Below are 24,654 nucleotides of genomic sequence, written 5' to 3'. Positions count from 1 at the left end.
AGAATTGCTACCTGATATCTACACCTTATTATGTATGCCATAATTCTGGCAGGAGAACGTGATGCGTATAACATTAAGTAATATATCAATCAGAGAATCACAGCAGACGGTAAAGATGCAAGCTATCAGAAGCTGTGATACCTTACAGTACCTTTCAATGCTAGATGGACTTTATCATGATGCTATCTTTCATGAGCAAGTGTCTAATTTACCAGAAGCTTATATTAAGCTGGATAAGATAGCCAACGATGAAAAAAAGTACAGCTTAAATATTTATGACTTCTTCTTTGAGCCAACACCTGAGATTATATGTGAAGATATTAAATCAACATTGGATTTTTATTATTTGAATAGTGCAACCTTCCGTAGGCTGGTTAATTATAAAGTAGAGAACAATATAAATGACAATGTAGACACCAATAAATGCGAGGTAAAAATATCTCCAAACTATAGTTACGAAAATATTGATGGGGAGCGAGGATATTTATCTCTTCCATTTGATAAAAATGGCTATCCAATTCCCCCTGACGTTCACAACTGTGTAAATAGTATTACATCAGAAAAATTGTTGCTAGATCTATTTCTAAAACATATTTTGCACGATCATTTAAATGCAAACGATGAAGTTACAAACATTTACTCTAATGTTATTCATAAAGAGATTGATCCCGCTGCAATTGCACATACACCATCGTGTTTTTCTCAGGCAACGATGAGTGGTGAACATGAGTTATTTAATGTGGATAGCGTAACTATTCCACCTAAAAGTACTGAGCAAATTATATTTGAGGGAAAGGAAATTCAAAGGAAAATTTTCTTATCCTCTCATAGCAACAATGATTTTCAGTCAGCAACCATTCATAAAATGGATAGGAGTATTAAAAACATTGCAGTAACTGGTTTGTTATTATCATCAAGGTTAGCAGTAACATCTGGTAATTCCAGGATAGAAAATGGTAATTCAGAAGGTGAGAATGATTTTTTACCAGTTAAAGAATTACACAGATATGAAAGGGCTCTCCCGGAGGATCATCCTGCCCCGAATATGGAGCCTCATCCGCTAGGTAAGGCGTTAGATAACGTATTTGATCATTTTACATCTGTTGCAGGAGGACCGTTTGTCGCAATACTCAAACAGCTTGGAGAAGAACAAGAGGCAAATAGTTATAAAAGAGGCTATCATGAATTACTCGCATTTTCTCAAATTGGGCAGTGGACCCATAATGGAAGGACTATTGCTGCTGAATATATGTTCAAAGGTCTTTTAGTTCATTTAAGAGATAAACTCATTATCCTCGATGATGGAAGTCACGTTTCTTTTCTATCTTTTGTAAAAGAAAACATTCAACATCAATATAAAATATATGAAATAATTGCGCGTGATATGCTGGTTCATCCTTTGCATTTCAGCACTGAACATGAACCACCTATGCCAGGGAGGCCTTTATGGGCAAGGGAAAGCCATTATACGAAAGTCCTGTATGAAAATTTTCCTGCTATTTCTGGTTCAAGCTTTGAGGCATTCTATGGTAAGAAGGCTATTATTACAGCGTTAGAAATAGTCTCTTTCGGTAGAAAAGAAAGAGGAAAGAGCGCTTTTAATAATAAAACAATGAAGAATCTTTTTAAGCTGGTTCAATTAGTGATACACCATTTATCCAGGAATGGTGGTGATAGAGTATTGCTTAGTCCTGAAGGCATAAAAAATAATTTTATTATTATGCGTAATATTATTTTTTGGTGTGCAAAGATAACAGGGCCAGTTAATGATAAAAAAATAAACACAATAGCAAGAAAGATTGTGGTTAATAATAATTTTTCCAACAGTGTTAAATCAACACTTCCCAAAACTTACGAGCCTTTAAGTTTGTTAATGAAGGCCGCTATCAATAAACAGCTAGACTGGGCGGAGAAATATTATCGAGCAGAGACTCATATGAAGGAACATATGCAGGAGTGTGATATCTTAGGACTAATGGACACCAACAAAATGGTGCGAGAGGCCGTTGTTGGGCTTATTCACGAGATCAATGATATTGCGCAAGACAGTTGGCTGACGGTAGAAGAACAACATGAGAGACAGGTTCAGGCTCTCGAATCGTTCAAGAAGAAAGTTTTCTCCATGAATGGCGGTCAACAATTTGTTTATGGATTTAATAAGGTTATTCAGGAGGGGCTGGGAGGATTAATTGAGCTGAGTTTTGATCTTGATGATACTATGCATCATCGTACAACATCCTCATTAAATCCAGCTGCAAGAGCAGGACTTCATCTCTTAGGAACGGTCTGGAATATTGTAATGAGTATTGTCCCTGGTTTTAACGCTCTGGCTGGTACCAGCAGTATTCTTAACCGGGCTGTTGTGGAAAACTCTGCGGATGTATGCGGTTACGTGCAAGATATTATACGTATCGGTATGGAGGCTGTTCCTGTTGCTGAAGCGAAGTTCACAGAAAGAGCGTCAAATGCAAAGTATATAGGCCTCCGATTTGTTGAAAATAAAATACAAAGAGGTGTAATACGAGAACCGATTCAAAAAGGGAGTAATTATAAAGTTATAGAGTCAATAGAAAATACAGATTTTATTTATCAAAAAAGTAATCAGAAAGTTCTTGAGTTAGGTCCAGTGGGAAACGATGGGCTCTATCGAGCTACAGATTTTGATAAAGAAACGTATGGTTACTACAAACAGTCAGGAGAAGGCTTTTACAGAAAACAAGCCTCATATCCACCGCTGTCAGCGGAAGCGCCTAATACGATAAAATATGGCGACAGAGAGCTCGTTTTAACTAAAGAACCCGGTTCAGAAACCTATCAGGCAACCTTTTCGGATAGCGGAAAAAATTCAGGTATGACATTTTACAGAACTTCTGATGGAGAATTTTATCAGGCGTCAGGGCTGAAAGGAGGGGGGCTTATTCGCCATATTGATAAACCTTATTCAGAGTTAAGAGAAGGAGACGTGGGTTATGATGAAGATCTTCTGGAGATTTCTGATGATTCACCCTTACTGGAAGACATACTGCCCTCCCTGTCAGAAGATTTATACCCTACATCAGAAGAAAATGTGCAAAGTATTTATAAGAAATACCAGAGTGGTGATGCTGCAGCAGGGGAGACCGAAGTTGTATTATGCCGAGGTACAATAGGTCCGCAGGCTGAAAAGATTGTGAGTTTTAAAACAGCAGGAGGTATGGAGGGGGCCGATGTCGAGGTATTGCCTGTCTCTGTTGAAATAGCCAGAGAGCAGGTTAGAAGTGGAAGAATCGTACCTGAATATACCACGGACCTTAGTGTTGCAGACAGGTTCAGCAGGGAGCATTATCTTGTTATCGTTAAGGTAAAAGCCAAATATCTTACACGAGGTAGTGTAAGTGAAAGCGGCTGGGTTATGCCACAAAACACACCAGTGGAGCCTGTTGGTATAATTGATAGGACATATGGTAATGCAGAAAATATTGGGCAGGCAAACGCTTCTAAGTAATCATAAATCCTGAACAGGTATTGTAGTCATCTCTCGTGTATGAAAGGTTACTTTTAAGCCTGTGTTGTATGTAAGAAAGCGCTGCGTCTGTCTGGCGCCGCGCCGCCAAGGGGAATCCTGTTTGAAGCGTGCTGGGTGTAAAATCTGTAGAGTAAAAGGGGGCATGATAAAAGGGGGGCCCAGGAAAAGTATTTGCTATGGTACGGATTACGGCGACGAATGCTAGCACGTTTTACGGCGAGATACGCAACCGGTCAAAACGTATTTGTTCCGTCACCCGGATTACTTAAGATAGCATCCAGGCCTGAAAAATACCGGAACGAAGAAATGTATGACTAAAGAAGCTGTAATTTTTCTATTTATTGCCATTGTGGTAGAAGTGATCGCCACGATTTCATTAAAACTGTCGGATAGTTTTACGCGTCTGGTACCGAGCATCGTTACCATTGTCGGATATTGCATTGCTTTCTGGTGTCTCACCATCCCAATGCGAACGATTCCTGCTGGCATCATTTATGCTATCTGGTCCGGAGTAGGGATTGTTCTTATTGGAGTGATTGGCTGGTTGTTTCTGGGCCAAAAACTGGATATACCGGCAATCATTGGTATGTTGCTTATCATTTGCGGCGTAATTGTGATTAATCTGTTTTCAAAAAGCGTGAGCCACTAGGCGATAATCACTGTTGTTTTGAGCCCGCATCATTAGTGCGGGCTCGGGCATTTAGCGTACAACCAGGACGGAACACTCCGCATGACGCACAACAGCTGCGGCATTGGAGCCCAGCAGGTAAGTCGTAATATCCGGGCGATGCGAGGCAATAATCACCATATCGGCGGGTAATTTTTTCGCCATTTCCAGAATTTTATCTTTAGGAGAACCCTCGGCAACATGAGCCTGCACACGATCGGCGGGAAGATTGAATTTCTTGATAATCGCTTCCAGTTGAGATTTGGCTTCGGCTTTCAGATCGTCCATGGCGGGGAGCTCCGCTGAGTAAGCCAGCCCCAGTGAAGCGTAATAGGGTAACGATGGTATTACAGTCAGAAAATGCACCACAGCGTCGTCAATCTTTGCTTCTGCTTCGACATGCGAAATCACACGTTGAGTTAATTCTGAATCGGAAATATCAATGGGTACAAGAATCGTTCTGTTCATAAAACCTCCTGTTTAAGTATCCACTGAAATTCTACTCCCTAATGGCACTTTATGTACAATGACACAGGTCACATTTCAAGCGCGGGTATCCCCAGGTATGAGCATGTCAGCAACAAGGGATGACGGCATAATATCCAGGAGATTCTCTGAAAATAATCATTGGGTTGTCGATAAGCTATATTCTTGCCCTGATGAAGAGCCAGTAAAAAAAGATGTTGCTATTTAATTCAATAATTAATGAAATAATTCGCAGTGAAATAAATATAATTCATACGAATGCTTTTGGGTGTTTTATATAAAATAAAAATTATACAATATCATTCGGTTACGTTACTCTATATCTGTTATATGCCTTTATTGTCACATATTCATTTTGTCGTTGGGCCATTGCGTTAACCTTTGCTTTCCAGCGTATAAATTGACAAGCCCGAACAAATGTTCGGGCTTTTTTTGTTTCCAGGCTAAGCCTTATCACTATTTTTATTCTGTGCTGGTTTTTTCCGCTTTTCCCGCCAGTAGTGCAAGAAAGTCATAGCGTTTCTGCAGATCCATCGCGGCATCTTTCCATAATTGCTCCGCCACTTCAGGCTGTTGCGCGTTCAGACGGCGGAAACGTTGTTCATTGAGTAACGTTTCTGCCAGAGCATCTGACGGTGGTCGAGAATCCAGTGCCAACGGTGGCTTGCCTTCATCGGCACGACGGGGGTCAAAGCGGTATAGCGGCCAGAATCCAGTGGCGGTTAACTGACGCATCTGGTCGTGACTCAGCGCCAGGTCGTAGCCATGCTCTTCACAGGGGCTATAGGCAATGATCAGCGACGGGCCCGGCCAGGCCTCAGCCTCCTGAATCGCTTTCACCGTTTGGTTTAACTGCGCGCCCAGGGAAATTTGCGCGACATAAACATGGCCATACATCATCATGCTAACGCCGAGATCTTTACGGGCTTTACGCTTGCCATGCTCGCCAAACTTCGTGACGGCGCCAAGCGGCGTCGCCTTCGACGCCTGACCGCCAGTATTGGAATAACACTGCGTATCCAGCACCAGAATATTGACGTTTTCCGTCAGGCTTAACACATGATCCAGGCCGCCAAAGCCGATGTCATAAGCCCAACCGTCGCCGCCAATTAGCCAGATGGATTTATCCACCAGCGCATCAGCATCCTTTAACAGTTCATCAGCGCCCGCGACTGTCTTCAAATGTTGACGCAAAGCGGCGACTTGTTCACGCCGAACGTCAGGCGTTGCTTCTGTATGCAAGGCCTCGTTTAATTCCGCCGGAATGCGATCGGCAAATTGTGCCAGTAAACGCATGACGCGCGCCCGGTGTTGATCCACACTCAGACGGAAGCCGAGGCCAAATTCCGCGTTATCTTCAAATAACGAGTTCGCCCACGCCGGACCGCGTCCATTGACATCGGTGGTGTAAGGCGTAGACGGCAAGTTACCGCCGTAAATAGAAGAACATCCTGTGGCGTTAGCGATCAGCATTCTGTCACCATATAACTGCGTCAGCAGTTTTATATACGGTGTTTCGCCGCAGCCGGAACAGGCGCCGGAATATTCAAACAGTGGCGAAACCAGTTGCGACGTGCGGATATCAATACGCTCCAGTTTGCTGCGATCCATTTCCGGTAAGTTGAGGAAGAAGTCGTAATTCACTTTCTCCTCTTCCACATGCTCAAGGCGCGACATCATATTAATCGCCTTGATCTCTGGCTGTTGCCGATCTTTAGCCGGGCAGACTTCAACACATAAATTACAGCCAGTGCAGTCTTCCGGTGCAACTTGCAGCACATATTTCTGTCCGCGCATGTCACGGGACTTCACATCCAACGAATGCAGACTGGCTGGCGCATTTTCCATCGCTTGTGGGGGCACGACTTTCGCCCGAATCGCCGAGTGAGGGCAGGCGGCGACGCAATGATTACATTGCGTACACAACTCCTCTTTCCAGATGGGGATCTCTTCGGCGATATTGCGTTTTTCCCAGCGGGTTGTTCCCATCGGCCATGTTCCGTCCGGCGGCAGGGCTGAAACCGGCAGTGCGTCGCCAAGCCCCGCCAGCATGGCGGCGGTCACGGTTTTAACGAAATCCGGCGCCGCGTCGGAGACCACTGGCGGGCGATGTGCGCTGTGCGGATTGACTGCCTGCAATGGCACTTCCGCCAGCGACGCCTGCGCCAGGGCCAGCGCCTGCCAGTTTCGCTCAACCAAATCCTGGCCTTTGCTGCTGTAACTTTTGGCAATTGCGCCCTGTAACTCAACCAGCGCGCTATCGCCAGGAAGAATGTGCGTCAAATGGAAAAATGCCATTTGCATAACGGTATTTATACGTGCGCCAAGCCCGCACTCGCGGGCGATTTTCGCCGCGTTTATCACATAAAAGCGGGCTTTTTTCTGATTCAGTACCGCCTGAACCTCTTGTGGCAAACGCGACCAGACGTCGTCTGCGCTATAAGGCGTGTTGAGCAAGAAAATACCGCCTGGCTTCAGGCGCTCTGCCATTTGATATTTATCGATAAACTGTAATTGATGGCAACCGACGAAATCCGCCTGAGAAATTAAGTAGGCGGAGCGAATAGGGCTTTCGCTGACGCGCAGGTGCGATACCGTAAGTCCACCCGCTTTTTTCGAGTCATAAACGAAATAGCCTTGCGCATACCACGATGTGGAGTTGCCGATAATTTTAATATTGTTTTTCGTGGCGGATACGCTTCCATCGCTACCCAGACCGTAAAACAGCGCTTCGAGTTTCGCGCTGCCGGGTAGGGTATTTTCCGGTAAGGGCAGTGAGAGATGGGTGACGTCGTCATAAATACCCACCGTAAACCGTGGTTTAGGTTTGGCGCTGTTGAGCTCATTGAAGACGGCCAATACACACGCCGGACCGAATTCTTTTGACGATAGCCCATAACGACCGCCAATGGTGCGTGGCAACGTTTCGCGCTCGCCATTGCTGAATGCCTCTGCTAACGCGGTCATCACATCCAGATAAAGCGGTTCGGCCTGCGCGCCAGGCTCTTTGGTACGATCCAGGACGGCAATCGCACGTACAGTTTCTGGCAATACCTGTAGCAAATGTTTGGCGGAAAAGGGGCGGAACAGCCGGACTTTAAGGACGCCGACCTTTTCTCCGCGTACAAGCAGTTCATCCACAACCTCTTCGCAAGTGCCGAGGGCGGAGCCCATCATAATAATGACGCGTTCAGCCTGAGGATGCCCATAATACTCAAACGGCTGGTACTGGCGGCCTGTCGCAGCGCCAAACGCCTTCATCGCCTGGTCTACATGGTCATAAACAGCGTTGTACCACGGATTAGTCGCCTCGCGAGACTGGAAGTAAGTGTCTGGATTCGCTGATGTTCCCCGAATCACCGGATGTTCCGGGTTCAGCGCGCGGGCACGGTGGGCGTCGATCTCCGCCTGTGGCATCAGATTCAGAATAGTTTCATCCGTCAGCGGTATAATTTTGTTTATTTCATGGGATGTCCGGAAACCGTCAAAGAAATGAATAAACGGGATGCGGCTTTTCAACGTAGCTATATGCGCGATCAGCGCAAAATCCTGCGCTTCTTGAACACTGGCGGCGCATAACATCGCGCAACCTGTCTGACGGACTGCCATCACATCGGAATGGTCGCCAAAAATAGAGAGTGCATGGGTGGCGACGGTACGTGCGGCAACGTGCAGTACAAACGGCGTAAGCTGACCCGCCAGTTTATACAGTGTTGGGATCATCAGCAGCAGCCCCTGTGATGATGTAAATGATGTAGAAAGCGAGCCGGTTTGTAACGCGCCGTGAACGGCGGCGATCGCGCCGCCTTCCGACTGCATCTCTACGACACGCGGCGTATCGCCCCAAACATTTTTAAGCCCGTTACCCGCCCAGGTATCCGCTTGTTCAGCCATTGTCGAACTGGGCGTAATCGGGTAAATGGCGATAACCTCACTGGTACGGAACGCCACTGACGCCACTGCGCCATTACCGTCGATTGTTTGCATATGACACCTTACATTGCGCAAAAAAGAGGGATACGCCTAACCGTGAGCGCATCCTGTAGTTATCCCTTTATTTTAGCAAAGCCCTTCAAGCGCCATTTTCGCTTTTGTGTCCCTGGCGCGAGGAGAATGGTGGTTTTTCGCCGAAAAGGCGCAAAAAAATTGCCAATAAATGTTAATGAACCGCATAAATGCGCAATTTGCCTCTCGACGCGTCAGCCTCTGCTGCCTATTATTTAGGGCGGTGTCGTTTGGATGAATAAACAGAGGGGAGAGAAATGCGCGCAGCGTTTTGGGTGGGATGTGCCGCGTTATTATTGTCGGCTTGCAGTAGCGAACCAGTTCAGCAGGCTACTGCGGCGCATGTTTCGCCAGGGATGAAAGCGGCGATGTCCAGTGCCGGAGAAGCCAATTGCGCCATGATTGGCGGCTCACTTTCGGCAGCGCGGCAGCTTGATGGTTCAGTGATTGGGATGTGCGCGCTTCCCAACGGCAAACGTTGTAGTGAACAATCGCTTGCCGCCGGAAGTTGCGGTAGCTATTAAAGGCGGTATGCGCCTTCGCTCCAGGCTTAGTGCGCTAAATCCGCCAGCTTATACATCAGTGTTGTTTCTGCCGTCGCCAGCGTTAATTGGTTGGCAGTCAGGTCGACTTGCGCGCCTTTGCGGAATACGTCGCTAATGGTGTTATCCAGCGCATTTAATTGCGGATCGGCGCACATCATGCGGGTCATCGCGACATTTTTCACTATTAATTCGCCGTCAGACAGCTTACCCTCGCCAGTGAATTGATTGCACATTTTCCCGGATACCGTCATGTCCTCGCCAAAGCTAAGCTCCGGGCCAGTGACGGATGTACCGTTTACGCTTTCCAGAACAAAGCGGTGGTGTTCCAGTTGTTCGCGTTTGACGGACACTTTTCCGCTGCTCACACAGCCCGTCATCATGATGCTCAGGGCGACCAGCGTGACGATTTTCTTCATTGATACTCTCTGTAATCTGATAGTTAACACTGACTATGGTAATGATATGGCCGGATAGATCTTCAGGGGTTATCCGAAAATGCTCCCCTGAGCGCAGGGGAGCGACAGGATTAAAACAGCGCGTTGGGGCAGGGCTCACCCTTCTCAAGCTGACTTAAATTTTGTAATGTGGTTTCGGAGATACTGGTCAACGCTTCCGCTGTCAGAAAGGCCTGGTGGCCGGTAAACAGCACGTTATGGCAGGCCGACAGGCGGCGGAATACATCATCCTGGATAACATCGTTTGACTTGTCTTCAAAGAACAGGTCGCGTTCATTTTCATAGACATCCATCCCCAGGGAACCGATTTTCTGATTTTTCAGGGCTTCAATAGCCGCCTGAGAATCAATTAATGCGCCGCGGCTGGTATTAATGACCATAACGCCATCTTTCATTTGATCGAATGCCGCATGGTTCAGCAAATGGTAATTTTCCGGCGTGAGCGGGCAGTGCAGCGAAATAACGTCCGATTCGGCAAACAACGTTTGCAGATCCACATACTCTACGCCAAGGTCGAGCGCTGCAGCGCTGGGATAGGGATCGAACGCCAGTAGGCGCATGCCAAAGCCTTTCAGGATACGCAGCGTGGCGACGCCGATTTTACCGGTGCCAATGACGCCAGCCGTTTTTCCATGCATCGTAAAACCGGTGAGGCCCTCCAGGGAAAAGTTAGCGTCGCGCGTGCGTTGATAAGCACGGTGAATGCGTCGGTTCAACGTCATCATCATGCCAACCGCATGTTCAGCCACGGCTTCCGGTGAATAAGCCGGAACGCGCACCACCTGCAGACCCAGATCTTTAGCTGCATCCAGGTCGACATTATTGAATCCGGCGCAGCGCAGCGCGATAAATTTCACCCCGTGTTTTTTGAGCTCTTCCAATACCGGGCGGCTCCCGTCATCATTCACGAAGATACAAACCGCTTCGCATCCATTGGCGGTTTTCGCCGTTTTCTCCGTTAGCAGAAAATCAAAAAACTCCAGTTCAAAACCGAATGCTTCGTTAACCTGCTGTAGATATTTCTTGTCATACTGTTTGGTACTATAGACGGCAAGTTTCATATGACCTTCTCCAGTGATGTCAGAATCACACAAATACGATTAAAATTATCTTACAAAAAATCAAAAATAATTGATAGCCATACATATAATGAATAATTTTAGGCTAACATTCCCCAGGATACCGCAAATGGCAGATGAAGGGACGATCTGCGGCTCCGTCATGTCCGTTTGCCGCATGAACTATTAGGCTATCGACGGGTAATCATGCCAAAATAAGATGATAGCCGACTTAATTTTTCGTTAAATCAGGAAATTATGGGCCCATGAAGGGTAAATATAAAGCCGCCCTCGCGCTACTGTTACTGCTGATTCTTGTGCCGCTGACTCTGCTAATGACCCTGGGGTTATGGGTTCCCACTTTGGCAGGGATCTGGCTACCCGTCGGCACCCGTATCGCAATGGAAGAAAGTCCTCGCCTGACACGTCATGGATTAGTGATCCCCGATCTCCGTTATCTGGTGAATGATTGTTCGTTAGCCCACGTGACCGGGGCGGAATTGTCACGTCCCAGCCGATGGTTACTTAATATCAAAAGTCTTGAGCTGGACGCTGCATGTCTGGCGAAACTGCCGGCCTCGGAAGCATCTCCCGCCGCGCCACGTACGCTGGCGCAGTGGCAGTCCATGTTGCCCAATACCTGGATTAACATCGATAATGTCATTCTTGCGCCCTGGCAAGAATGGCAGGGCAAGCTGACGATCGCCGTGACGCCGATCGTTCAACAGATACGTTATCAGGGCGAAAAAGTAAAATTTCAAGGGCAGGTACGCGGTCAGGCATTGACGGTAAGCCAACTGGAGATTGCCGCGGTAGCGAATCAACCACCAGTGACTCTGGCGGGGGAATTTACTTTACCGTTGGTACCGGATGGCCTGCCAGTGAGCGGCCATACGGCGGCGACGCTGCGTTTGCCGCAGGAACCCTCCTTGCTGGATGCGGAACTGGAATGGCGCGATAACGCCGGGCAACTGGTTGTGATGGCGCGGGGCAATCCTGATCCGATTCTCGATCTGCCCTGGGTGGTGACGCGTCAACGGCTGGTCATCAGCGATGGTCGCTGGAACTGGCCATATCAGGGATTCCCTCTGAGCGGACGTCTGGCTTTTAACATTGATAACTGGCCGGCAGGGCTGGACAATGCGCGGGTCAGTGGCCGCCTGAATATTCTGACTCAGGGCGATGCAGGTAAAGCGAACGCCGTACTGACTATCGGGCCGGGAAAACTCAGCATGGATAGCAGTGCGATGCCGCTACAGCTTACCGGTGAGGCTAAACAGAAGGATTTAATCTTTTATGCGGTGTTGCCGGCTATGCTCCGCGGTAGTCTGGCAGATCCGCAGCTCATCTTTGAGCCAGGTGCCTTGCTGCGCTCTCGTGGGCGATTGATTAATGCGCTTGATATTGATGAAATTCGTTGGCCGCTGGCGGGTGTCAAGGTGACGCAGCGCGGCGTTGATGGTCGGTTACAGGCTATTTTACGGGCGCACGAAAATGAAATGGGCGATTTTGTTCTCCATCTTGACGGCCTGGCGAATGACTTTCTTCCTGATGCCGGACGCTGGCGCTGGCGCTATTGGGGACAAGGGAGTTTTACGCCGATGCACGCCCGTTGGGACATCACCGGGCAAGGTGAATGGCGCGATGACACCATCAGACTGACCCGTCTGTCTACCGGTTTTGATCGGTTGCAATATGGCGCGATGACAGTTACATCGCCAAGACTGGTACTGGATAAACCGATTGTCTGGGTTCGCGACGCGACAACGCCGTCGCTACAGGGCGCGCTATCTTTAGAGGCGGGGAAAACCATATTCACCAGCGGAAGTTTGCTGCCACCTTCTATCCTTCATTTTAATATTGACGGTCGCGACCCGACCCTGTTCCAGTTTAAAGGCGATCTTCATGCCGGCGCGATAGGTCCGGTACGGTTGAATGGGCGCTGGGACGGCGAACGCCTTCGCGGGCAGGCCTGGTGGCCGAAGCAGTCGCTCGTCGTTTTTCAGCCGCTACTCCCGCCGGCGTGGAAAATGACGCTACGTGAAGGCGCACTGTATGCACAGGTTGCTTTCTCCGCCGCGCAGGATCAGGGGTTTGAAGCGGGCGGACACGGTGTGCTAAAAGGCGGCAGCGCCTGGATGCCGGATAACAAAATCAATGGCGTCGATTTCATTCTGCCATTTCGCTTACACAACGGAACGTGGCAACTGGGGACGCGTGGGCCGGTCTCACTGCGTATTGCTGAGATAGTAAACCAGGTGACGGCGAGACATATCACCGCCGATTTACAGGGCAGTTATCCCTGGAGTGAGTCGAATCCATTGTTGCTAAGCGATGTCAGCGTAGACGTACTGGGCGGTAAAATCATCATGAAACAGCTGCGGATGCCGCAGCACGATCCGGCGCTTTTACGGGTGCAGAATATTTCTTCCAGCGAATTGATTAGTGCTATAAATCCCAAACAATTCGTTATGTCTGGTCCGGTCAGCGGCGCGCTGCCGCTGTGGTTGAACAATGAAAAATGGATAATTAAAGATGGCTGGCTGACGAATCCAGGGCCAATGACGCTGCGTATCGATAAAGACACCGCAGACGCGGTGGTGGAAGATAATGTCACGGCAGGCTCGGCCATTAACTGGCTGCGCTATATGGAGATTATGCATTCATGGACGAAAATCAATGTCGATAACCTGGGCGTATTAACGATGCAGGCGGCCATTACCGGTAAAAGCCGCGTGGAGGGTAAAACAGCGATCGTTAATTTGAACTATACCCATGAAGAAAATATATTTACGCTGTGGCGCAGTTTGCGTTTTGGCGACAATTTACAGGCATGGCTTGAACAAAACGCAGCATTGCCGCAACTGCCTTGTCTGAGAGATAAGGACTGTGAGGATAAATAATGAAAATGATGTTTGCTATGCTGTTAGCGCTTGCAGCGGTGATGGCGGCGGGCTGTACACCGCGCATTGAAGTCGCCGCGCCTGAGCAGCCGATTACCATCAATATGAACGTAAAGATCGAGCATGAAATACACATTAAAGTTGATAAAGATGTAGAAGAACTTCTGAAATCACGTAGCGATCTATTCTGAGGCCATAATGAAAAAGTACGTAATACTATGGGCGCTGATGCTGAGTTTACTAACGCCTTCGGTATGGGCCCTGACCCTTGAGGAGGCGCGTACACAGGGACGGGTAGGAGAAACGCTAAATGGTTATCTGGCTGCCTTAACGCCTGATGCCGAAACGCAAAAACTGGTGCTTGATATTAATCAAGCGCGGCGTGCCAGTTATCAACAGTTAGCGGATAGCAACCGTCTTCCCGTGGATGAAGTGGCGAAGATGGCCGGGCAAAAACTGGTTGAGCGTGCCAGGCCGGGTGAATATGTGCAGGGAATTAATGGTAAATGGCTGCGTAAATAGTCGAGGCTCGACCGCTTTTTCTCCAGACCATGCATTTTTATTTTGAAAATTTCTGAATTTAGCCGTTTACGCTGTAATTAGGATAACAGCGCGGTATTATCTCTGACGGACTATCTCGCGTTTAGTCATGTTTCAGAGAATATCGATGACACTTTATCAAATTAAACCCGCTTTTCAGGCATTATTACGTCCCTTAATGGCCTGGCTATATCGGCATCATATTACAGCTAATCAGATCACCCTTTCCGCTATAGTCCTCTCTATGGTGACCGGCCTGATATTAACCGTGTTTCCCCTGTACTTTCTGTTACCCGTTGTATTGTTTGTGCGTATGGCGCTTAACGCGCTGGATGGTATGTTAGCGCGCGAATGCCACCAGCAATCCCGCTTAGGCGCTATTCTGAATGAGACAGGCGATGTGATTTCAGACATTGCGCTTTATCTGCCATTTCTTTTTCTGGCTGACAGTAGTTTTCTGTTGGTGCTCACCATGCTTTTGGCCATGATGATGACTGAGTTTTGCGGGATACTGGCGCAAACAATCAACGGTGTACGCAGTTATGCCGGGCCGTTTGGCAAAAGTGACAGGGCGCTGGTGTTTGGCACATGGGGGCTGGTGCTGGCCCTTTGGCCTCAGGCGGCGCACTGGAGCAATATAGTATGGGGTATTGCTGTCGTACTGCTCCTTTGGACGATAGTGAACCGTTGCCAAAGCGCATTACTTGTGACGGTCACAAAATGATGCTGCTCGAAAAATCGCTTATCGTCATTTTTATGCTTTTGCTGGTTGCCACTCTGGTGAATCGTATACTGTTATGGCGCCGTCCTGAGAGAGACTGGCACGAATTAACGCTACGTATTCGTACCTGGTGGCTGATTATTATTTTGTTTTCGCTGGCGCTATTAAGTCCGGTCTGGCTGGCGTTGACCTTTTTCGCGTTGGTCAGCTTTATGGCGTTAAAAGAATTTCTGACGCTGGTTCCCTCCCGTCATTCTGACCGAATGCCGCTATTGTGGATGTTTATTGCGATACCTGCCAATTACTGGCTGATTGGCATTGGCTGGTATGGGATGTTCGTGGTGTTTATTCCGGTTTATGTTTTCTTATTTTTACCGGCACGCATGGTAATTGCGGGCGATACGCAGGGTTTTTTACGTACCGCGTCGCAGCTTCACTGGAGCCTGATGACAACGGTTTTTGCTTTCAGCCATGTCGCCTTTCTGTTGGTACTGCCTGCGGACGACAAACAAACTGGCGCGCTGCTGGTCCTGTTTCTGGTCGGGCTGACGGAGTTTAACGACATCGCGCAATATTTGTGGGGTAAATCATTCGGACGCATCAAAGTAACGCCGAGGGTAAGTCCGAATAAAACGGTGGCAGGGCTTGTGGGCGGCGTGATGACAACTGCGTTGGCTGGTCTGGTGCTGGGGCCGTTACTCACGCCATTGAATACGTCAATGTCATTGCTGGCCGGGGTGATTATTGGCATCACCGGTTTTTGCGGCGATGTGGTGATGTCTGCTGTCAAACGTGATATCGGCGTCAAAGATAGCGGTACATTGTTACCCGGTCATGGTGGCCTTCTTGATCGGCTCGACTCGCTGATTTTTACTGCACCGGTATTTTTCCATTTTATTCGTTATTTTTGCTACTAAGTCGTTATGAACCGATTTCTTCGCATCTTATTTACGTTATGTCTTGTCTGGCCCGTAATCCGCTTATGGCTTGGGTTGAGAGTTAAATACCGGGAGCGGCTTCCTCATCGCGGCCCACTGATCATTGTCGCTAACCATAATAGCCATATGGATGTGTTTGCGCTGCTGTCGCTGTTCCCGCTACGTCAACAAGCTTATGTTCATCCGGTCGCTGCCGCCGACTATTTTTTGCGGAATAAATGGATGCGCTGGTTTGCTATCAATATTCTCAATATTATTCCTGTGACCCGGAAAGGCGGGGAGACAAATCCGTTGGCATTGTGCGAGCAAGCGTTGCGTATGAATAAGATCCTGATCTTGTTTCCTGAAGGCACGCGCGGCGAACCGGGAATATTATCACCGCTGAAGTCAGGAATCTGGCATTTAAGCCAGCGAGTACCGGAGGCGAGCATTGTTCCCGTCTGGCTTTGCGGCACGGAACGGATAATGGCGAAAGGCAATCGTATTCCACTTCCACTATTTATTGATGTCACCATTGGCGATGCGCTGCATTCTCACCCTGAAAAAAAGCCATTTATGGATGATCTCAGGCATCGCTTGCTGGAGCTTCAACAACAGACACAGGGAAATCGTACTTATGCACCATACCCGCACACCGGATGAGCGGTATTTTTTAACGGGCGACAACTCCGAACTCTTTTATCGCTACTGGCCAGCACTGTCGGTAAGCGCGACGCCAAAAGTCATTGTTTTATTTCATCGCGGGCATGAGCACTCAGGTCGCCTACAGCATATAGTCGATGAACTGGCGATGCCAGAGGCGATATTTTACGCATGGGATGCCAGAGGACATGGAAATTCTCCAGGCCAACGCGGCTATAGTCCGTCTCTTGCCCGTTCGGTACAGGATGTAGAAGAATTTATTCGTTTTGTCGCCGCGGATAGTCAAACCGCGCTGGAAAATATCGTTGTAGTGGCGCAGAGCGTCGGTGCGGTATTAGCCGCAACCTGGGCGCACGATTATGCGCCAAACATTCGTGGCCTGATACTGGCTTCGCCAGCGTTTAAAGTGAAACTTTATGTACCGTTTGCACGGACGGGACTCGCTGTGTGGTATCGTTTGCGTGGTCTGTTCTACGTCAATTCCTATGTCAAAGGTAAATATCTGACGCATGACCTTGAACGCGTGACGAGTTTTAATCATGATCCGCTGATTACCCGCTCCATCGCAGTGAATATCCTCCTCGATTTGTACAAAACATCGGCGCGAGTGGTCGCTGATGCCAGTGCGATTACCTTACCTACGCTGCTTCTGGTATCTGGCAAGGATTATGTTGTTCATCGCCAGCCGCAGATAGATTTTTATCAGGGGTTACGTAGTCCTCTGAAAGAGCTTCATATTTTATCTGGCTTTTTTCACGATACGCTTGGCGAAAAAAACAGGCATCTGGCATTTGAGAAAATACGTTGTTTTATTGAGACGCTATATGACTTGCCGCCACAGCGTTTTGATTATCAACATGAAGACCGCTGGAGCCCGGGAGCGGATACCTGGCGTGTGCTAAGCGGTGGGCCTGCGCCCTGTACGTTAGAAGATATTGCTTATCGCGGTCTGCGTTATGGTATGAAGAGGTTAGGTACGCAGTCGGCTGGCATACGTCTGGGGATTGAGACGGGGTTTGATTCCGGCAGTACGCTGGATTATGTCTACCGTAATCTACCGCAGGGCAACAATATAGTCGGACGTTTGATTGATAAAAATTACCTTAATAGTATCGGCTGGAAAGGTATTCGCCAGCGTAAGATCCATTTGCAAATTCTTATCCGTCAGGCGGTTGAAAAGTTGATAGAGCAGGGAATGCCGATCCGGGTAGTGGATATCGCTGCTGGGCACGGACGTTATGTCATGGATGCGCTAGAAGATGAGGAGGCGGTTAGCGATATATTACTGCGTGATTTCAGCGAACTTAATGTCGCGCGTGGGAAAGAAATGATTGCGAGCCGGGGAATGTCCGGCAGAGTGCGTTTTGAACGTGGTGATGCCTTCAATTACGACGAACTGGCGGCGCTAGAACCGAGTCCAACATTAGGTATTGTCTCTGGGCTTTATGAACTTTTTCCTGATAACGCAGTGGTTCGCCGCTCGCTTGCCGGGCTGGCTGCTGCTATCGAACCTGGAGGCGTATTGTTATATACCGGACAACCCTGGCATCCTCAGTTGAAAACCATCGCATGGTCACTCACCAGCCACAAAGATGGTAAAGCATGGGTCATGCGTATACGCACGCAGGGGGAAATGGATGCTTTAGTACATGAGGCGGGATTTGATAAATGCGCGCAGCTTATTGATGAGTCCGGGATTTTTACCGTTTCGATGGCGGTGCGCCGTGGAGTCTGAACGTCGCAAAGTACTTATGCAGGGTACTGCGTGGTTGCTGCTACTGGCGCCGTTTTTCTTTCTTACCTACGGAAAAGTAAATCAATTTACCGCCTGGCGGGATGCCCAATTTCATGATATCGGGAGCATGGTGCTTGGCTGGGAATCTGCCATCCCCTTTATTCCGTGGAGCATTGTTCCCTACTGGAGTCTGGATTTGTTCTACGGACTGTCGTTATTTATCTGCGCTACAACTTTTGAGCAATGTCGGCTGGTGCGCCGTCTGGTACTGGCGTCGGTTATTGCCTGCGTCGGCTTTCTGTTTTTCCCTTTACAGTTTAGTTTCACGCGTCCGACTGTTACCGGCGCAGCGGGGTGGCTGTTCACGCAACTCGAACAGTTCGACTTGCCATATAACCAGTCGCCATCGCTGCATATTATCCTTTGTTGGCTGCTGTGGCGACATTTTAGCCACCATCTTTCCGGCATCTGGCGCAGGCTGTGCGATGTCTGGTTTCTGTTGATTGCCATTTCGGTACTGACAACCTGGCAACACCATTTTATTGATATTATTACCGGTCTGATGGCGGGGATGCTGATCGACTGGATGGTACCGGCACAGTGTCGCTGGCATTGGCAGGTGCCGAATACGGTTCGGTTCCGGTTAATGCGTCGTTACTTATTCGGGATGTCCCTATGCATTATCGTGGGAGTGCTGCTGGCGCCATGGTCATTCTGGCCGTCGGTGTGTTTGTGCTGGCTGGCGTTGTCCTTATTGATTGTGGGCTGCGGTTATGGGGGCGTCGGTGTTGCAGCGCTATGTAAAGATGAAGAGGGGCGACTGTCGCCTGCCGTCTATTGGTTAACGTTTCCGTGGCGCTGGGGGATGTGGCTGGCGATGCGTTGGTTTACGCATCGCCAGCCGCTGGCCAATCACATCGCCGCAGACGTTTATTTTGGCAGTTATCCACGCCGCACTCCTGTACAAAACGCGGTGCTGGATGTGACCTGCGAGTTTCCTCGCCCCCCGGTAACAAGCTCGAAGACCTATTATTGCGTACCCATGTTGGATCTGGTCCCGCCGGACGATGCGCAGCTCCGGCTGGCGGTGGCCATGCTGGAGGCGTTGCGTGTGGAGTACGGAACGGTGCTGGTACATTGTTCGCTGGGGCTATCTCGTAGTGCGATGGTGGTTGCGGCATGGCTATTGAGCTACGGCCATGCGACAACGGTAGAACAGGCGGTAGCGCATATTCGTGCGTGTCGGCCACAAATTGTTTTGATGGATGAACACCTGGAAGGACTGCGGCAATGGCAACAAAAAGTGACAAGGTAATAAGTGAGAATGTACTTCAGCGTGATTTATTGTCGCATACATTAGCAAGTTGGCGATTTTTCCTGCTTTTTACCCTCCCTCCTGGGGTATGGGTGATATTTATCTCTCCGCCGGGCTCGCTGCGCGTCGTTATCGCATTGCTGAGCGGTATGGCCTGTTTGGGTAGTTGGCGGATTTGGTTGGATAGGCGTTATTTCGCGCTGATTACGCTGGAGAATAACTTCCAGGCTGGCGAAGGGCTTTTTATTATCTGGCGGCGCGAAAGAGTACGAGCGATAACCCTAAGCGAGCGTCAGCAGGGGGCGCTCAAACAATTCCGCCGCACTCTGGTCACGATAGCCGCGCTGTGGGGGATATGGCTATTCGCGCTTGCTGTTTGATTAAACCCCTACTCGTTGAGCGTCAACTTTCGGGGCAGTTTGCGCTATCAGGCAACCACTACGCTGTCAATCGCAGCTTTTGCATCAGACTGGGCTTTAGCTGCTACTTCCGGCCCGTAGGCAATGCCTTCGGCAAAGACAAAATTCACGTCGGTGATACCGATAAAGCCGAGGAACACTTTCAGGTAAGGGGCAATCAAATCCGTTGGCGTATCTTTATGGATACCGCCACGGCTGGACAGAACCACCGCGCGTTTGCCTGTTACCAGACCTTCCGGACCTTTTTCGGTATAGCGGAAGGTGATACCGGCGCGGGCAATCAGATCGAAGTAATTTTTTAACTGTGTTGGGATGTTGAAATTGTACATCGGCGCCGCAATAACGATGACGTCGTGGGCTTTCAGTTCAGCAATCAGTTCGTCAGAGAGTGCCAGAGCGTCTTGTTGGCGTGGCGTTAAAGGCGCATCCCCTGGACGCATCGCGCCCACCAGTTCGCCATCCAGGACCGGAACAGGGTTGGCCGCCAGATCACGGACGGTAATTTCATCTGCGACGTGTTTTTCACGCCATTGTTCAATAAAATAGTCAGTTAACTGACCAGACTGAGAGTACCCTGCCAGAATACTGGATTTAAGAACTAATACCTTGCTCATGGGTGTTTCCTTTATATGGATTTGAAGGGGCGCGCCCCGTTGCTTGTTGACACTTTATTCACAATTGCACCGCAGGGATAGTGCAATATATCGAACTCTTTGTTCGAAATTATTGAACAACGTAAAAAAAGCCTCCATGTGGTACTCTATACCTATTATTTAAAATGATTTTGAACAGGCAGAACGCTGCCCAAGACTTTATGACAGAACAATCTACGTTGACACTTCAGGCGTTACAGCAGCGGCTGGATTCTCTGATGCTGCGTGACCGGCAGCGCTTTGCGCGTCGCTTGCATGGCGTGAAGAAAGTGAAAAATGCTGATGCACAACAGGCCATTTACCAGGCAATGGCGAAAGAAATTGAACAGGCCGTGGGGCTGGTCATGCTACGAGAAGCCGCTCGCCCCTCGATCGCTTATCCGCAAAACCTGCCTGTTAGCCAGAAAAAGCAGGACATTCTGGAAGCGATTCGCGATCACCAGGTGGTGATTGTGGCAGGGGAAACCGGCTCCGGTAAAACGACTCAGTTACCTAAGATTTGCATGGAACTGGGGCGCGGAATTAAAGGACTTATTGGCCATACTCAGCCGCGTCGCCTGGCGGCGCGCACCGTCGCTAACCGTATTGCCGAAGAGCTACAAACAGAGCCGGGCGGCTGCATCGGCTATAAAGTTCGTTTCAGCGATCATGTGAGTAGTAACACTATGGTCAAACTGATGACGGACGGTATCCTGCTGGCGGAAATCCAGCAGGACAGGCTGCTGATGCAGTATGACACCATTATCATTGATGAAGCGCACGAACGCAGTCTGAATATTGACTTTTTGCTCGGCTACCTGAAAGAGCTCCTGCCGCGTCGCCCTGATCTGAAAGTGATTATTACCTCTGCGACCATTGACCCGGAACGTTTCTCGCGCCACTTTAATAACGCGCCGATTATCGAAGTCTCTGGCCGCACGTATCCTGTTGAAGTCCGTTATCGACCTATTGTTGAAGAAGCCGACGACACCGAACGCGATCAGCTGCAGGCGATTTTTGACGCCGTTGAGGAGCTAGGGCATGAAAGCGCCGGAGACATCCTGATTTTTATGAGCGGGGAACGGGAAATCCGTGATACCGCCGACGCATTGAGTAAGCTGAATTTGCGGCATACCGAGGTGTTACCGCTCTATGCACGTTTGTCAAACAGCGAGCAGAACCGCGTTTTCCAGTCGCATAGCGGACGCCGTATTGTGCTGGCGACTAACGTGGCGGAAACCTCGCTGACAGTGCCGGGCATCAAGTATGTTATCGATCCAGGCACGGCGCGTATTAGCCGTTACAGTTACCGTACTAAAGTCCAGCGCCTGCCGATTGAACCGATCTCGCAGGCTTCCGCTAATCAACGTAAAGGGCGTTGTGGACGCGTGTCGGAAGGGATCTGTATTCGGCTGTATTCGGAGAACGACTTCCTGTCGCGTCCGGCGTTTACCGATCCGGAAATTCTGCGTACTAACCTGGCGTCGGTCATTTTGCAAATGACCGCGCTGGGACTGGGCGATATTGCTGCGTTCCCGTTTGTCGAAGCACCGGATAAGCGAAATATCCAGGATGGTGTACGTCTGTTAGAGGAGCTGGGGGCAATTACCACCAGCGAGCAGCAGACGACGTATAAACTAACGCCGCTGGGCCGACAATTATCCCAGTTGCCGGTCGATCCACGACTGGCGCGCATGGTGCTGGAAGCGCAAAAACACGGTTGTGTGCGTGAAGCGATGATCATTACTTCCGCGCTCTCTATTCAGGACCCGCGCGAGCGGCCGATGGATAAACAGCAGGCTTCGGACGAAAAGCACCGACGTTTCCACGATAAAGAATCTGATTTCCTGGCGTTTGTGAACCTGTGGAATTACCTCGGTGAGCAACAAAAGGCCCTGTCGTCAAATCAATTCCGTCGCTTGTGTCGCACCGATTACCTGAACTATCTGCGTGTGCGTGAGTGGCAAGATATCTATACTCAATTGCGTCAGGTGGTAAAAGAACTGGGTATTCCGGTAAACAGCGAACCGGCAGAGTACCGGGAAATTCATGTTGCGTTATTAACGGGACTGTTGTCGCATATCGGAATGAAAGATGCCGATAAGCAGGAGTATACCGGCGCGCGTAATGCCCGGTTCTCCATCTTTCCCGGGTCCGGCTTATTTAAAAAACCGCCGAAATGGACGATGGTCGCAGAACTGGTGGAGACCAGCCGTCTGTGGGGACGCACCGCTGCCCGCATTGAGCCAGAATGGGTAGAGCCAGTAGCCCAGCACCTGATTAAGCGGTCATATAGCGAACCGCACTGGGAACGGGCGCAAGGCGCAGTGATGGCGACGGAAAAAGTGACTGTTTACGGCCTGCCGATTGTCGCTGCGCGTAAGGTAAATTACAGCCAGATTGATCCTGCGTTGTGTCGCGAGCTGTTTATCCGCCATGCGCTGGTGGAGGGGGACTGGCAAACCCGCCACGCTTTCTTTCGTGAGAATCTGAAATTGCGAGCGGAAGTTGAAGAGCTTGAGCATAAATCACGTCGCCGCGATATTCTGGTGGATGACGATACTCTGTTTGAGTTTTATGACCAGCGTATTAGTCATGATGTGATTTCTGCCCGTCATTTTGACAATTGGTGGAAAAAAGTTAGCCGCGAGACGCCGGATTTACTCAACTTTGAAAAAAGTATGTTGATTAAAGAAGGTGCGGAAAAAATCAGCAAACTGGATTACCCGAACTTCTGGCATCAGGGCAATCTTAAACTGCGTTTGAGCTATCAGTTTGAACCGGGCGCGGATGCTGACGGCGTCACCGTCCATATTCCGTTGCCGCTCCTTAACCAGGTAGACGAGAGCGGTTTTGAATGGCAGATCCCGGGACTGCGTCGCGAATTAATTATCGCGTTGATTAAATCGCTGCCAAAACCGGTACGCCGCAATTTCGTGCCTGCGCCAAACTATGCTGAAGCATTTTTAGGTCGCGTAACGCCGCTGGAGTTGCCATTACTGGACGCGCTGGAGCGTGAGTTACGCCGTATGACTGGCGTCACGGTTGACCGGGAAGACTGGCAGTGGGATCAGGTGCCCGATCACCTGAAAATCACCTTTCGTGTCGTAAATGATAAAAACAAGAAACTGCAGGAGGGGCGTTCGCTCGCTGAACTTAAAAATGCGCTGAAAGGTAAAGTGCAGGAGACGCTCTCTGCGGTGGCGGATGACGGTATTGAGCAGAGTGGGCTGCATATCTGGAGCTTCGGTGTGTTGCCGGAAAGCTACGAACAGAAACGCGGTAATTACAAAGTGAAAGCGTGGCCAGCGTTAGTAGATGAGCGTGACAGCGTCGCGATTAAACTGTTTGATAACCCGCTGGAACAACAGCAGGCGATGTGGTGCGGTTTACGCCGTCTGCTATTACTGAATATTCCCTCACCGATTAAGTACCTGCATGAGAAGTTGCCGAACAAAGCCAAGCTGGGGCTGTACTTTAACCCATACGGCAAGGTGCTGGAACTGATCGACGACTGTATTTCCTGCGGCGTAGACAAACTGATCGACGCCAATGGCGGACCGGTGTGGACAGAAGCGGGATTTGCCACGTTGCACGAAAAGGTGCGCGCCGGGCTGAACGATACTGTAGTGGATATCGCGAAGCAGGTTGAACAGATCCTGACAACCGTATTCAATATCAACAAACGTCTGAAAGGGCGAGTGGATATGAGCATGGCGTTGGGGCTGTCCGATATCAAGGCGCAGATGAGCGGGCTGGTGTATCGTGGTTTTGTGACGGGCAATGGCTTTAAACGCCTCGGCGATACGCTGCGTTATCTGCAGGCAATTGAAAAGCGGCTGGAAAAAATGGCGATCGATCCGCACCGTGACCGGGCGCAGATGCTGAAAGTTGAAAGCGTTCAGCAAGCGTGGCAGCAGTGGATAAACAAACTGCCCCCGGCACGTCGAGAAGATGATGATGTGAAAGCAATTCGCTGGATGATCGAAGAGCTTCGCGTCAGTTATTTTGCCCAACAGCTTGGTACACCGTATCCTGTTTCTGATAAGCGTATTTTACAGGCGATGGATCAGATTACGGCATAACGC

General features: G+C 49.4%; 18 protein-coding genes and 1 pseudogene. 13 read left to right on the top strand and 6 right to left on the bottom strand.

Going from position 1 to position 24,654, the window contains the following annotated elements; genetic code table 11:
• Positions 1-61: 61 nt before the first annotated feature.
• A complete protein-coding gene (locus SBG_RS07685) occupies positions 62-3,484 on the top strand; it encodes a DUF4765 family protein (protein WP_001223323.1) in 3,423 nt (1,140 codons plus the stop codon).
• Positions 3,485-3,815: 331 nt separating this feature from the next.
• Positions 3,816-4,154: an SMR family transporter gene (locus SBG_RS07680; protein ID WP_000159239.1), complete on the top strand. Its 339-nt coding sequence runs from the start codon at positions 3,816-3,818 to the stop codon at positions 4,152-4,154.
• Between the two features lie 51 nt (positions 4,155-4,205).
• On the opposite strand, the gene uspF is transcribed toward SBG_RS07680, so the two are convergent.
• The 3 genes and pseudogenes from uspF to SBG_RS21605 all read right to left on the bottom strand — a co-directional run bounded on the left by uspF (position 4,206) and on the right by SBG_RS21605 (position 8,984).
• A complete protein-coding gene (uspF, locus tag SBG_RS07675) occupies positions 4,206-4,640 on the bottom strand; it encodes a universal stress protein UspF (RefSeq protein WP_001082300.1) in 435 nt (144 codons plus the stop codon).
• Positions 4,641-5,120: 480 nt separating this feature from the next.
• Complete coding sequence (nifJ, locus tag SBG_RS07670) at positions 5,121-8,645, bottom strand: pyruvate:ferredoxin (flavodoxin) oxidoreductase (protein WP_001193270.1); 3,525 nt, start codon at positions 8,643-8,645, stop codon at positions 5,121-5,123.
• A 59-nt stretch (positions 8,646-8,704) separates the two neighbouring features.
• Positions 8,705-8,984: pseudogene (locus SBG_RS21605) on the bottom strand (reverse transcriptase).
• Between SBG_RS21605 and SBG_RS07665 the strand changes: the two are divergent.
• Positions 8,921-9,187, top strand: a complete 267-nt coding sequence (locus SBG_RS07665) for a putative hemolysin (protein WP_001200680.1) — start codon at positions 8,921-8,923, stop codon at positions 9,185-9,187. The pseudogene SBG_RS21605 and the gene SBG_RS07665 sit on opposite strands and share 64 nt — an antisense overlap.
• A 26-nt stretch (positions 9,188-9,213) precedes the next feature.
• Here SBG_RS07665 and hslJ read toward each other — a convergent pair whose 3' ends face one another.
• Positions 9,214-9,624, bottom strand: a complete 411-nt coding sequence (hslJ, locus tag SBG_RS07660) for a heat shock protein HslJ (RefSeq protein ID WP_000725245.1) — start codon at positions 9,622-9,624, stop codon at positions 9,214-9,216.
• A 110-nt stretch (positions 9,625-9,734) separates the two neighbouring features.
• A complete protein-coding gene (locus SBG_RS07655) occupies positions 9,735-10,724 on the bottom strand; it encodes a 2-hydroxyacid dehydrogenase (protein ID WP_000762203.1) in 990 nt (329 codons plus the stop codon).
• 263 nt (positions 10,725-10,987) lie between these two features.
• On the opposite strand from SBG_RS07655, the gene SBG_RS07650 reads away from it, so the two are divergent.
• The 9 genes from SBG_RS07650 to SBG_RS07610 all read left to right on the top strand — a co-directional run bounded on the left by SBG_RS07650 (position 10,988) and on the right by SBG_RS07610 (position 19,895).
• On the top strand, positions 10,988-13,624 hold the full coding sequence (locus SBG_RS07650; protein WP_000677043.1) for a YdbH family protein: 2,637 nt from the start codon (positions 10,988-10,990) through the stop codon (positions 13,622-13,624).
• On the top strand, positions 13,624-13,815 hold the full coding sequence (locus SBG_RS07645; RefSeq protein WP_000783278.1) for a YnbE family lipoprotein: 192 nt from the start codon (positions 13,624-13,626) through the stop codon (positions 13,813-13,815). Before SBG_RS07650 ends, SBG_RS07645 begins: the two co-directional genes overlap by 1 nt.
• A 7-nt stretch (positions 13,816-13,822) precedes the next feature.
• Complete coding sequence (locus SBG_RS07640) at positions 13,823-14,146, top strand: YdbL family protein (RefSeq protein WP_000761047.1); 324 nt, start codon at positions 13,823-13,825, stop codon at positions 14,144-14,146.
• A 145-nt stretch (positions 14,147-14,291) separates the two neighbouring features.
• On the top strand, positions 14,292-14,888 hold the full coding sequence (locus SBG_RS07635) for a CDP-alcohol phosphatidyltransferase family protein (protein ID WP_000177491.1): 597 nt from the start codon (positions 14,292-14,294) through the stop codon (positions 14,886-14,888).
• Entirely contained in the window at positions 14,885-15,802 is a 918-nt protein-coding gene (locus SBG_RS07630) for a phosphatidate cytidylyltransferase (RefSeq protein ID WP_000979290.1), read from the top strand. The genes SBG_RS07635 and SBG_RS07630 overlap by 4 nt, the downstream gene beginning before the upstream one ends.
• 6 nt (positions 15,803-15,808) lie before the next feature.
• Positions 15,809-16,465 (top strand): lysophospholipid acyltransferase family protein, encoded by a 657-nt coding sequence (locus SBG_RS07625; RefSeq protein WP_015702890.1) that lies wholly within the window; start codon positions 15,809-15,811, stop codon positions 16,463-16,465.
• Positions 16,440-18,200 (top strand): bifunctional alpha/beta hydrolase/class I SAM-dependent methyltransferase, encoded by a 1,761-nt coding sequence (locus tag SBG_RS07620; protein WP_000546553.1) that lies wholly within the window; start codon positions 16,440-16,442, stop codon positions 18,198-18,200. The genes SBG_RS07625 and SBG_RS07620 overlap by 26 nt, the downstream gene beginning before the upstream one ends.
• Positions 18,190-19,515 carry a phosphatase PAP2/dual specificity phosphatase family protein gene (locus tag SBG_RS07615; protein ID WP_000443270.1) on the top strand — a complete coding sequence of 442 codons (1,326 nt, stop codon included), beginning with the start codon at positions 18,190-18,192 and terminating at the stop codon, positions 19,513-19,515. The genes SBG_RS07620 and SBG_RS07615 overlap by 11 nt, the downstream gene beginning before the upstream one ends.
• Positions 19,491-19,895, top strand: a complete 405-nt coding sequence (locus SBG_RS07610) for a hypothetical protein (RefSeq protein ID WP_024135015.1) — start codon at positions 19,491-19,493, stop codon at positions 19,893-19,895. The genes SBG_RS07615 and SBG_RS07610 overlap by 25 nt, the downstream gene beginning before the upstream one ends.
• A gap of 47 nt (positions 19,896-19,942) precedes the next feature.
• On the opposite strand, the gene azoR is transcribed toward SBG_RS07610, so the two are convergent.
• Positions 19,943-20,548 carry an FMN-dependent NADH-azoreductase gene (azoR, locus tag SBG_RS07605; protein ID WP_000048925.1) on the bottom strand — a complete coding sequence of 202 codons (606 nt, stop codon included), beginning with the start codon at positions 20,546-20,548 and terminating at the stop codon, positions 19,943-19,945.
• Positions 20,549-20,748: 200 nt separating this feature from the next.
• Between azoR and hrpA the strand changes: the two genes are divergently transcribed.
• Complete coding sequence (gene hrpA / locus SBG_RS07600) at positions 20,749-24,651, top strand: ATP-dependent RNA helicase HrpA (protein WP_000139699.1); 3,903 nt, start codon at positions 20,749-20,751, stop codon at positions 24,649-24,651.
• Positions 24,652-24,654 lie beyond the last annotated feature (3 nt).

The organism is Salmonella bongori NCTC 12419 (assembly GCF_000252995.1).
In the GTDB taxonomy this organism is placed as follows: domain Bacteria; phylum Pseudomonadota; class Gammaproteobacteria; order Enterobacterales; family Enterobacteriaceae; genus Salmonella; species Salmonella bongori.
Note: the sequence above shows the minus strand (reverse complement) of the source record. Positions and strands in the feature narration are given on the sequence as shown.

Coding starts and splice junctions, on each gene's coding strand:
- SBG_RS07640 (WP_000761047.1), top strand. CDS start 13,823: ATGAAAAAGTACGTAATACTATGGGCGCTGATGCTGAGTTTACTAACG.
- SBG_RS07630 (WP_000979290.1), top strand. CDS start 14,885: ATGATGCTGCTCGAAAAATCGCTTATCGTCATTTTTATGCTTTTGCTG.
- SBG_RS07655 (WP_000762203.1), bottom strand. CDS start 10,724: ATGAAACTTGCCGTCTATAGTACCAAACAGTATGACAAGAAATATCTA.
- SBG_RS07625 (WP_015702890.1), top strand. CDS start 15,809: ATGAACCGATTTCTTCGCATCTTATTTACGTTATGTCTTGTCTGGCCC.
- SBG_RS07650 (WP_000677043.1), top strand. CDS start 10,988: ATGAAGGGTAAATATAAAGCCGCCCTCGCGCTACTGTTACTGCTGATT.
- hslJ (WP_000725245.1), bottom strand. CDS start 9,624: ATGAAGAAAATCGTCACGCTGGTCGCCCTGAGCATCATGATGACGGGC.
- SBG_RS07665 (WP_001200680.1), top strand. CDS start 8,921: ATGCGCGCAGCGTTTTGGGTGGGATGTGCCGCGTTATTATTGTCGGCT.
- hrpA (WP_000139699.1), top strand. CDS start 20,749: ATGACAGAACAATCTACGTTGACACTTCAGGCGTTACAGCAGCGGCTG.
- SBG_RS07680 (WP_000159239.1), top strand. CDS start 3,816: ATGACTAAAGAAGCTGTAATTTTTCTATTTATTGCCATTGTGGTAGAA.
- nifJ (WP_001193270.1), bottom strand. CDS start 8,645: ATGCAAACAATCGACGGTAATGGCGCAGTGGCGTCAGTGGCGTTCCGT.
- SBG_RS07635 (WP_000177491.1), top strand. CDS start 14,292: ATGACACTTTATCAAATTAAACCCGCTTTTCAGGCATTATTACGTCCC.
- azoR (WP_000048925.1), bottom strand. CDS start 20,548: ATGAGCAAGGTATTAGTTCTTAAATCCAGTATTCTGGCAGGGTACTCT.
- SBG_RS07620 (WP_000546553.1), top strand. CDS start 16,440: ATGCACCATACCCGCACACCGGATGAGCGGTATTTTTTAACGGGCGAC.
- uspF (WP_001082300.1), bottom strand. CDS start 4,640: ATGAACAGAACGATTCTTGTACCCATTGATATTTCCGATTCAGAATTA.
- SBG_RS07610 (WP_024135015.1), top strand. CDS start 19,491: ATGGCAACAAAAAGTGACAAGGTAATAAGTGAGAATGTACTTCAGCGT.
- SBG_RS07685 (WP_001223323.1), top strand. CDS start 62: ATGCGTATAACATTAAGTAATATATCAATCAGAGAATCACAGCAGACG.
- SBG_RS07645 (WP_000783278.1), top strand. CDS start 13,624: ATGAAAATGATGTTTGCTATGCTGTTAGCGCTTGCAGCGGTGATGGCG.